We start from the raw sequence: 10,502 nt of genomic DNA on the forward strand, positions 1-10,502 counted from the left end.
GTCATTCAACATTAATGCTTCTTTTTTTAAGCTTTTCATGTAGGAGTCTTTGAGAGCGTCATTAATATCACCACTTCGACCAAATAATGTGTCACCATCAGCAATCATCGTATTGTCCGAATTAATTCCAAGCAGGAAATCATCATTTTCATAACTAAACCCAACAACGACTTTATGTTTACCACCATCATCAGCAATAAATCCATTTGGAATACACCATCCTTTATCGGTTGGAATATCATGGTCTAATCGCCCCTGCAACCGTGAAATCAATGAGCGCATTGCGGCTAATTTAACGGGTTTATCGTTTAATTCTATTTCTGTAAAACCAGCTTCTAAATAAGATTTTCTTTCATCCGTGTATTTAGATGCAGAAAGATCTCTAATCTTTGTCGTAATAATAAAAGCAATATGATTGACATAAACATGAGCTTCTAACATTCGATAAGCATCCTGTGACCCAGATTTATTGCTATCAAAAATCACACCTTGATTATCAGGCAAGCGAATAATTTCTTTAATGAATGGAGCGTTTTCAGGCTTATTTTCAGGGCGACTCATTGCCTCATTGAGTTCCTGCTCTCTCAATTCAATGCGTTGCTTAAACGCGGGCGGATAGATAAATTGACTTTCAATTTTAAAATCATCGTATGTCGCTTTATTTGTACCGTTTTTAAATGACTCGGGGACATCCACTCGATAAATCCCCACACATTGTGGTTTTGTTTTAGAAAATAAATGTTCAACCATGATTGAGTCCTTTTTAATAACGGGCGCGGCATACAGGGTAGGAATAATCATCATTATTCCCAAAAAAGAAAACCATTTTGAGGGGGGCTGTATTTTTATGAGCAAACCGGAACCTCCTGCACCATTTTAGCAATCGCACGAAGCGTAAATTTCAATGCCGGCCGCTGATGAATATCCGCTAAATTTTTCACATCATAAGCACCTTGATGGTCAACATTGGTGGCTAATACGCTTTTAATGGTGTAACCATTCCGTTCTTTGATGGTATTCAATGACTCAATCGGCACCGTACCATCCCCCGCGGTATTAGACGGTTTTAATTCATAAATGCGCGAGCGATTAAATGGTAAAGGGATTTCACGTTGGTTATTGGCAAGTGTTTTATCACTCTCATGGGTGTCTTTTGGATAAGTGTTAGACACAATATCCCATTTAACAAACCCATCAGAGGGAATTTCATTCCCATAAAAGGCATAACTAACTGGATGGTAAGCCTTATCCTTTAGCTCTTCAATAAAAGGCTTTACTCTGTCTTTCATCAGTTCAAAGTATTCTTTCCAATTTTGCTGACTCACCGACACATCTTTATCGATAATGTCGGATTCATACAGTTTCCACCACAAAGTCTGATTTAAATAAATTTCATTAAACGGGTCACGGTTTTTGGGAAGCTGCAAATAGCGGCCATCGACTTCCCCTTTTTCGACCCATAACCACGGTGCGCCGTACTTATAGTTCGATGCTGGCAATAACTGCATCGGGGCACGGGCTAATACCGGCATCAGCTCTTCTGCCGATTTTCCCATCACAATGCCGGCAGGCCCTTCTTGTTTTCCGCCGACTTTCATTCGTCGATAGGCGGCGGGCGACCCTAAATCCGGTATCACGCCGTGCACAATCCCGAGAATTTTATCGTTAGCCCCCAGCACCTGAGAAGCATAACGCGCCACCAATCCGCCCATTGAATGCGTCACTAAAATGACTTTTTCAATGGCCAACCCGTGTCCATGCTTTTTTTCAGTTCCGTAATCTCGGAGAATTTTATCGATATATTTAACCAGTTTACCCGCCGAGACCGCATTGTCTTCCAGCCAGTTATAGCCAAAAACGTGTAAGGGATAGAGAAATTGAGAGAAGTGACCCACTTCTTTTTCCGTAAGGCAATCTTCGTTTTTATCTTCTGTTCCTAAAGGTTCACCACACAATTGACGAACAATGCCATTCTCTTTTGGGTTGCCACTTATGCCACTTTCCCCCGCAACGCGGCGAATGACTACTTTTTGCCAATCATCTAATAGCGCGGCTTGAAGCACACTTAACGTATTGCCATAACTAAAATTTAAAACCTCTCCCCAACCACGCTGTTCTCGAGGTGGAAATAGTGACCCATGGGAGCTTTTACCATCATCAGAGATTAAAGAATAAATATCTGTGCTAATTTCGCCATGGTCATCCACTTCCGTCGTATCGGGATTTAAGAGGTTTTTCCGTTGTTTTCCTTTTAATGGAGCCCATTTGCCATAAACTTTGAGTAGACTATCCCCTCGCCAAATTGGCTCATCTTTTTTTACGTTATCACCTGATGATTTTAAGTTACTGCCCATGACTCCGGGTAAAAAAATGACCGGAATAATTTTTGTGGGTGGTAAAAAACAATGGGCTTCAGCATTGAGTGATTTATGTTGATATTGGATACCACGCCAAGTCACTTGCCCGTTATCCGCCCAATAAGGCATATGGTTGGTAATCGACTGGCATTCACCTATTTCAGGAAACTCTTTATCTGACATGCCGCTTATCCTTTTTATTTATCCTTGAGGTAAATATCCTAGCGTAACTTAGCCTAAATTTCTGAATTTTTATCTGCTTATTTATAATATGTATAAGCTATATTTTATTAATTGATTTTTTTTACTCATTTTAAGAGGTGTTATCCTGTTTTTTGGCGATTCTCTCAGTAAAAAAACCGTCTTAAATCCATCACTAAACTGTCACTTATCAACGTTATGATTCAACCGTCAATTATTGGGTAATTTAATAATAGGATCATAACCATGTTGCATCGCCGCACGCTTGGCTCTTTATCGTTATTCGCTACGTTAATTTCATTTAGCACCACAGGGTTTGCTCAACAAGAAGTGCCGGCTACATTGGCGGGGCATGCTGTTTTAGCAGTAAATTCAACGGTTCCAGCTCCAGCTAATGCCCCTGCTGACTTGCAAGTGAGTGGCAAATTTACCACGGGGCAACGGGTTGATACCCTTGGTTCAGTGGAAGGTAAATCCGCGGATCGCCCAACAGGCATGCATCTTCCGATTAAAGGCCAGCCTTTACAGGGGCATTCAGGGATCAAACGTATGGCAGATGGAACCTATTGGGTACTCACCGATAATGGTTTCGGTAATAAAGTTAATTCGCCAGATTCGATGCTGTATCTCACCCAGTATGATATTGATTTTAAAACCGGAAAGGCGAATCCACTGAAAACGGTTTTTTTCCATGATCCTAATAAAATCATTCCATTTCATATTATTAATGAAAGCAGCAATGAGCGTTATTTAACTGGAAGTGATTTTGACCCAGAAAGCTTTCAGTTTGCAGATGGCGCATTGTGGGTTGGGGATGAGTTTGGGCCTTACTTAATTAAAATGGATTTAGATGGCAAGGTGCTAGCCTTATTTGAAACTGAAGTTGAGGGTGAAAAAGTGGTTTCCCCTGACCATTATCAAGTCACTACACCGGGTAAACCGACGGACAAAGTGAGTTTCCAAGTGAATCGCTCAAAAGGCTTTGAAGGTATGGCGTCATCCCCCGATGGATCTAAATTATATCCAATGTTAGAAGGGGCGGTGTGGAATGAAGATAAGCAAGACTATGAGAATGTCGAGGGCAAACGCGCCGCCCGTATTCTTGAGTTTGATGTGAAAAAACAAAATTGGACAGGGCGTAGCTGGTTATATGTATTTGAAGATAATCAAAATGCCATTGGTGATTTTAACCTGATTGATGATAGCCATGGTTTGATTATTGAGCGTGATAACGGCGAAGGCACCGCGGACAAAGCGTGTGAGGCCGGAGCAACAAACACTGAAAACTGCTTTAGCAATCTGGCAAAATTTAAACGTATATATCGCATTGAGTTTTCAGATAAAAACGTGGGCGGCGCAGTTGATAAGCAAGCTTACATCGATTTAATGAATATCAAAGATTCAAATAATTTAGCGCGAAAACCGCTGAATGAGGGGGTGTTTACTTTCCCATTCTTCACTATCGAAAATGTTGATGTAGTTGATAGTGACCATATTATTGTCGGGAATGATAATAACTACCCATTCTCATCAAGCCGTGAACCAAACAAAGCCGACGATAATGAATTTATTTTACTGAAAGTCTCTGAGTTATTAAATCCTTAAGTATCCGTCATGTTGGTACGCGAGTTGCCGCTTAGCGGCAACATTAAGGTGAGTGAATAGGTTTGTGTTGTTCAAAACGCTGAGTTGTTAAATCCTTATTTTCCCTTGGTTTTAATTTTTGCCTGAGTGTGCTCTCAGGCTTTTTTATTTGGCCTTATTCAGCGCAGGGGGCTTCATCATTAGCGTTAACAACAATATCACCACAACGGGGGCGGCGATAATGAGAAATGCTGGGGTAAAACTGCCGGTGTAATCTTTGACCGCACCGGCAATAAAGGGCGCTAAGCAGGCGATGGTTGAAATTAAGTTAACCACAGAGAAAAGCTCTAAATAAGGACCACGACCAAAGTAGTTTGAAAGTAAAACGCTAGAGGCTAAAAAAGTCATCCCGTAGCCAATACCAACAAAAATAACAAATAAAATCAGCCACAACCATGAAGTGGATATACTCAGGAAAACAACGCCCAACACCATAATGATCAGGCTGCCGATCAACAATTTTTTCGGTTCTAGCCACTCTCCCGCCGCACCGCCGATAAACCGTGAAAAAGCATTCACAAAAGCCATGGTGCTAAGCAATGACACCGCAACGGTCATACCAAAACCGCGCTCTTCAATGTGTGCGACAGCAAAACTGTTGACGGTGATACCGCACCATAAGAAAGAGGTATAAGTGGCGGCAATTAAATAAAATTGCCATGTGCGCAGAGCACGTCCAACGGTCCACACTTCAGCCGTTCGGTAGATCGGTTTACTTGAGCTGCTAACGTGTTTTTGCATCACAATTTTGGCGTGCTCTTGTTCTTTTTTGCCTTCACGTAATGCCAAAATAGTGATAACGCTGATCACACTAAGGTAAATGGCGCACAACACCCAGTGCATACGCCAAGAACCTAGTTGGTTCGATGCGTAAAAATAAATCCAAGGCCCAGCTACACCGCCGAGTCCACCAATCGTAAAATAAATACCAAAGGCTAGCGATTGTTTTTCAAATAGACGTGAAAGGACATAAGTCCCAGGAACAGTGGCGAGCAGAGTAAAGCCCACGCCAATTAATGCGGTTCCAAGAAAATAGGTGCTGATAGCTTCGGTGGAATAGAGACTATAAAAACCGGCAACAAAAACTAAAGTGCCTAATAGCAGTGTTAAGCGAACACCAACTTTACGAATTAATAGTGAAGGGAGAAAACTGGCGAGTCCACAGGTTAAGCCAAGCAGAGTGAAACCAAAACCCGCTTCAGTCCAACTCCATTTGAGTTCGTTAATCATTCCCGGCAGCACAACGCCTAAAGAGGTAAACGTCGTCGCAGTGGCAAGAAAATAAACCATGCCTAATAGGAACAAAATACCCCACTGATAGAGTGGGCTAAACGATGAGGACGGTACTGCTTGTGTATCTGGCATGCGGGCTCCAGTAAACCGTATGCCCTTTTATGATGATCTACCGCTAATCCTTCAAGTAAATTGGATAGTTTGGCGTATGGTCATGACTCATGGGATGACGGTAAAAATAGCAAAATGCTCGAAATATAACTTCCGAGCATCGAATAGGGCTATTTTCGCTATTTATTGGTGAGAGTACCAGTCTAATTTTGCTTTTGCCCAATCAATGCCACTTTTGTACTCATTTGGCAGCAAGTGGGTAAGCGAATCAAGGGTAAAGGTGAGTTTGGCACAATCACTGTGGGAAAGGTTTAAATGACCGACTTTACGCGCAGGGCGAACCTCTTTTTCATACCAATGTAGATGAACTAGCGGCAATTCTAGCCAATCTAAGTTAACATCGGTACCAATAAGATTCACCATTACCGCAGGACTATCAACCTCTGGGGATGGCATCGGTAAATTTAAAATAGCACGCAAATGTAATTCAAACTGGCTGATTGATGCGCCATTTTGTGTCCAGTGACCACTGTTATGAACGCGAGGGGCAATTTCATTAATCAGCAGTTTATCGCCTACTACAAAACACTCCATCGCCATCACACCGATATAGTCAAGCTCATCCATTACCGCACTAAGCATTGATTGAGCTTGTTGTTGCTGGCTATTAATGGCTTTAGGGAATGCCACGCTGGTGCGCAAAATGCCTTCTTGATGCAAATTATGGGTAATAGGATAAAAAACCGACTCACCCGATTGATTTCGCGCCCCAATCACTGACACTTCAGCGTCAAACGCAATACCTTGTTCAACAATACACTCCCCATAGATTTCAGCGGGTAAATGCGCTTCATCGCCGGGACGTACACGCCATTGACCGCGTCCGTCATAGCCGCCAGTTCGACGTTTAACGATGAGAAAATCGCCTAATGTGGCAAATAATTCAGGCCATTGAGTCGCTGATTCAAGTAAAGCCCAAGGTGCTGTTGAGAGCTTTAATGTATCAAAGAGGCTTTTTTGTGGAAACCTATCCGCTAACCGTGGGAAAATATCACGATTAATAAATGCATTATGGCGAGCGAGTTCTTTGGTTAACGGTGTTTCTGGCCAGCGCTCGATTTCAGCGGTGATCACACTTTGTTGATAAGGAACGGCTTCCGGCTCAGCATCTAATCCGACAGGAAATACGGCAATACCTAGCGGTTCACCTGCTTGACGCAACATGCGACCAAGCTGACCATTGCCGAGAACACAAACTGGTTTCATTGTGCCTCCCGAGGGTCGGGGTTATTCAGTACATCTTCGGTTTGAGTTTCACGCCATACCGTTAAGCGTTTGAATATTTCATTGTCGGTAATCGCTAAAATTTGTGCCGCTAATAGCGCTGCATTTGCAGCACCTGCTTTGCCAATGGCTAAAGTACCAACAGGGATGCCTTTAGGCATTTGAACGATAGAGTAAAGGCTATCAACGCCACTTAATGCCGCACTTTGCACAGGAACACCAAGCACGGGAACCAGCGTTTTTGCGGCTAACATACCCGGTAAATGTGCTGCACCACCTGCACCTGCAATGATCACATCAAAGCCATTCGATTTTGCCTGCTCTGCGAATGAGAACAGTTTATCGGGCGTGCGATGTGCTGAGACAATTTCAACATGAAAAGGCAGTTGAAGTTCAGTCAACACATCAGCAGCATGTTGCATGGTTGTCCAATCACTTTTAGAACCCATAACAATGGCTATTTTTGCCGCAGATTGAGCAGGAACGTGGGCAGTCATTTGGTGCTTCCCTGTATTGAATAAAACATCACCCTAAGGTGGGAAATTGAATTACAGCGATCATATCATGCTAATGCAGCAAGGAAAACGTTTGCGTGGTGATAATTTAAGCAAACGGTCGTGTTTACAAGCAAATAGTTAATGGGGGATTAATTGATTAAAAAGGGAAGAAAATAAGCTCAATACCTTGCTCATTAATAATAAAGGCGGAACCTTCATGATGCCATGCACCGAGTACGCCGCGATAGCATTGCTTATCGCCGATAGAAACTGGGTGCACCGCAGGGCGGTGTGTGTGACCGTGGATCATCCAGTCGGCTTGGTATTTTTGCAAAGTGGAAATAACGGCTTGTGGATTAACATCCATGATGGATTCAGACTTCATGCTACTGGCATATTGGCTATTTTGACGCATTTTTTGCGCAATTCGACGGCGAATAAAGAGTGGAAGAGTGAGAAATAGTCGCTGTATCCAAGGCGTATGCACTTTTTTACGGTAATTTTGATACGCGGCGTCATCGATACATAAGGTATCACCGTGTAAAATTAATATGCGTTTATTATCAATTTCTAGCAAGGTTTCTTGCGGTAAAATCGTCATGCCACATTGCTCAGCGTAACGTTTACCAATTAAAAAATCGCGATTTCCATGAATGAAATAGCAAGGTATTCCCTGAGCCGTAAGCTGTTTTAATGCTTGCGCCACTTGCTGGTGGAGCGGGGTATCATCATCATCGCCAATCCAGTAATTAAAGAAATCACCCAGTATATAGAGGCTATCAGCATGAATGGCTTGCTGTTGAATGAAATGGATAAAACCGGCGGTGATCGCCGGTTCATCTTCACTCAAATGCAAATCTGCAATGATGTAAGTGGACATGTCGCTTAGAATTACTCGCTGATAGTCACTTTTTCGATCAAGACATCTTCACGAGGTACGTCTTGGTGAGCACCACTGCGACCTGTTGATACGCCTTTAATTTTGTCAACGACGTCCATGCCTTCAACCACTTCAGCAAATACGCAGTAACCCCAACCATCTGGGCGCTCTGAGCGGAAGTTTAGAAAGTCATTGTCTGCGACGTTAATAAAAAACTGTGCTGTTGCTGAATGAGGATCGTTAGTACGAGCCATCGCCAGAGTACCACGGCTGTTTTTCAGGCCGTTGTTGGCTTCATTCTTGATAGTAGCCTTTGTGTTTTTTTGGTTCATGCCCGGCTCAAAACCACCGCCTTGGATCATGAAACCGTTAATAACACGATGGAAAATGGTATTATTGTAAAAACCTTCACGACAGTAGTTTAAGAAATTTTCGACTGTAACGGGTGCTTTATCATCAAAAGTTTTTATAACGATGTCACCGTGATTGGTATGAAATGTAACCATAATAGCTATCCTGAATAATTGTTTTTTGTGCGCCATCATATGAAAGCGTTGAGATCAGAAAGTTTATATCACAGATGAAACCTGACTTGAAGTAGCAGTGTGTTTTGTAAATGCTTTATCGCATAACAGACAAGTCATAAAACCACGGTTAAAGTGGGTGCATTACCTTGCATTCTTGGGATGATCGGGGTTCAATATCATGATATTTTCATTTATACCTTAATCCCCTTGAGACTTCGGGTTACAATTCGAGGCCACAAAGGAATTAAGATATTGTAATTATTAACTGTGTCATATGCGTCAAGTTATAAACAAATGATAGATAACATCTATTGTGCTAACAAATGGAAAAATTCAGATGCTACAAATTTACAACACACTAACTCGTCAAAAAGAAGAATTTAAGCCCATCCATGCAGGGAAGATTGGGATGTACGTGTGTGGCATCACTATTTATGACCTATGCCATATTGGTCATGGCCGTACCTTTGTTGCATTTGATGCAATTAGCCGCTATTTACGCTACTTAGGGTATGACCTCAACTATGTGCGTAACGTTACCGATATTGATGACAAAATTATCAAACGTGCTGCCGAAAATAATGAAAGCGTCGAAGAATTAACAGCACGTATGTTGGCTGAAATGCATAAAGATTTCGATGCATTGAATATTTTACGTCCTGATAGCGAACCTCGTGCGACTCGCCATATCGCAGAAATTATCGCGCTCACTGAAAGTTTAATCGAACGTGGTCATGCTTATGTAGCTGAAAATGGCGATGTGATGTTTGAGGTGAAAACAGATCCTAATTACGGTCTATTATCACGCCAAGATTTAGAACAGCTTCAAGCAGGCGCCCGTGTTGAAGTTGCTGATGTAAAACGTAATCCAATGGATTTCGTGTTATGGAAAATGTCGAAAGAGGGTGAACCAAGCTGGGGATCCCCTTGGGGTCTAGGTCGCCCCGGCTGGCATATTGAGTGTTCAGCGATGAACAGTAAATCATTAGGTCATCATTTTGATATTCATGGTGGTGGTTCTGATTTAATGTTCCCCCATCATGAAAATGAGATAGCGCAATCAACCTGTGCCCATGATGGCCCGTATGTGAATTACTGGATGCATTCAGGCATGGTCATGGTTGACAGAGAAAAAATGTCAAAATCGCTCAATAACTTTTTTACCATTCGTGATGTACTCGCGTATTACGATGCAGAAACAGTGCGTTACTTCTTGTTATCCGGACATTACCGTAGCCAACTTAATTATACAGAAGAGAACCTAAAGCAGGCGCGTACGGCATTAGAACGTTTATACACTGCATTGCGCGGCACAGATAATACGGCGGTACCTAAGGGTGGCGAACAGTTTAAAGCGCGTTTCTGTGAAGCAATGAACGATGATTTTAATACCCCAGAAGCCTATTCGGCATTATTCGATATGGTACGCGAAATTAACCGCTTAAAATCAGAAGATATGGCCGCCGCAAATGGCATGGCAGCACAATTACGTGAGCTAGCAAGTGTGTTAGGACTTTTAGAACAAGACCCAGAAACGTTCTTAAAAGGCGGCGCACAAACTGAAAATGACGATGAAGTTGCAAAAATTGAAGCGCTAATTAAACAGCGTAACGATGCGCGTCAAAGTAAAGATTGGGCGTTGGCAGATGAAGCGCGCAATGAATTGACGGCAATGGGGATTGTTTTAGAGGATGGGGCTGAGGGCACCATCTGGCGTCGTAAATAAATACGCGTCATATTTCGAACTGTCGCGGTGTTGGCTACGCTT

General features: G+C 42.5%; 9 protein-coding genes. 2 read left to right on the forward strand and 7 right to left on the reverse strand.

All coding sequences use genetic code 11. The features are described from left to right. The coding region (locus M998_RS15830) for a Tli4 family immunity protein (RefSeq protein ID WP_169817217.1) at positions 1–750 on the reverse strand (750 nt) is incomplete at its 3' end. A 95-nt stretch (positions 751–845) separates the two neighbouring features. Further along, positions 846–2,540, reverse strand: a complete 1,695-nt coding sequence (locus M998_RS15835; protein ID WP_068909755.1) for a Tle4 family T6SS lipase effector — start codon at positions 2,538–2,540, stop codon at positions 846–848. Between the two features lie 264 nt (positions 2,541–2,804). On the opposite strand from M998_RS15835, the gene M998_RS15840 reads away from it, so the two are divergent. Then, positions 2,805–4,163, forward strand: a complete 1,359-nt coding sequence (locus M998_RS15840; RefSeq protein ID WP_068909757.1) for an esterase-like activity of phytase family protein — start codon at positions 2,805–2,807, stop codon at positions 4,161–4,163. Positions 4,164–4,307: 144 nt separating this feature from the next. On the opposite strand, the gene M998_RS15845 is transcribed toward M998_RS15840, so the two are convergent. The 5 genes from M998_RS15845 to ppiB form a co-directional block, all read right to left on the reverse strand. Continuing rightward, positions 4,308–5,567 (reverse strand): MFS transporter, encoded by a 1,260-nt coding sequence (locus tag M998_RS15845; RefSeq protein WP_068446108.1) that lies wholly within the window; start codon positions 5,565–5,567, stop codon positions 4,308–4,310. A gap of 162 nt (positions 5,568–5,729) precedes the next feature. Next, on the reverse strand, positions 5,730–6,812 hold the full coding sequence (purK, locus tag M998_RS15850; RefSeq protein WP_068446106.1) for a 5-(carboxyamino)imidazole ribonucleotide synthase: 1,083 nt from the start codon (positions 6,810–6,812) through the stop codon (positions 5,730–5,732). Further along, complete coding sequence (purE, locus tag M998_RS15855) at positions 6,809–7,327, reverse strand: 5-(carboxyamino)imidazole ribonucleotide mutase (protein WP_068446105.1); 519 nt, start codon at positions 7,325–7,327, stop codon at positions 6,809–6,811. The genes purK and purE overlap by 4 nt, the downstream gene beginning before the upstream one ends. 157 nt (positions 7,328–7,484) lie before the next feature. Further along, on the reverse strand, positions 7,485–8,207 hold the full coding sequence (locus M998_RS15860; protein WP_068909759.1) for a UDP-2,3-diacylglucosamine diphosphatase: 723 nt from the start codon (positions 8,205–8,207) through the stop codon (positions 7,485–7,487). 11 nt (positions 8,208–8,218) lie between these two features. Continuing rightward, complete coding sequence (ppiB, locus tag M998_RS15865; RefSeq protein ID WP_068446100.1) at positions 8,219–8,713, reverse strand: peptidylprolyl isomerase B; 495 nt, start codon at positions 8,711–8,713, stop codon at positions 8,219–8,221. A gap of 358 nt (positions 8,714–9,071) precedes the next feature. Between ppiB and cysS the strand changes: the two genes are divergently transcribed. After that, complete coding sequence (cysS, locus tag M998_RS15870; RefSeq protein ID WP_068446098.1) at positions 9,072–10,460, forward strand: cysteine--tRNA ligase; 1,389 nt, start codon at positions 9,072–9,074, stop codon at positions 10,458–10,460. Positions 10,461–10,502: the final 42 nt, after the last annotated feature.

The organism is Providencia heimbachae ATCC 35613 (assembly GCF_001655055.1).
Lineage (GTDB): Bacteria > Pseudomonadota > Gammaproteobacteria > Enterobacterales > Enterobacteriaceae > Providencia > Providencia heimbachae.

Coding starts and splice junctions, on each gene's coding strand:
- M998_RS15845 (WP_068446108.1), bottom strand. CDS start 5,567: ATGCCAGATACACAAGCAGTACCGTCCTCATCGTTTAGCCCACTCTAT.
- M998_RS15835 (WP_068909755.1), bottom strand. CDS start 2,540: ATGTCAGATAAAGAGTTTCCTGAAATAGGTGAATGCCAGTCGATTACC.
- purE (WP_068446105.1), bottom strand. CDS start 7,327: ATGACTGCCCACGTTCCTGCTCAATCTGCGGCAAAAATAGCCATTGTT.
- cysS (WP_068446098.1), top strand. CDS start 9,072: ATGCTACAAATTTACAACACACTAACTCGTCAAAAAGAAGAATTTAAG.
- M998_RS15840 (WP_068909757.1), top strand. CDS start 2,805: ATGTTGCATCGCCGCACGCTTGGCTCTTTATCGTTATTCGCTACGTTA.
- M998_RS15860 (WP_068909759.1), bottom strand. CDS start 8,207: ATGTCCACTTACATCATTGCAGATTTGCATTTGAGTGAAGATGAACCG.
- ppiB (WP_068446100.1), bottom strand. CDS start 8,713: ATGGTTACATTTCATACCAATCACGGTGACATCGTTATAAAAACTTTT.
- purK (WP_068446106.1), bottom strand. CDS start 6,812: ATGAAACCAGTTTGTGTTCTCGGCAATGGTCAGCTTGGTCGCATGTTG.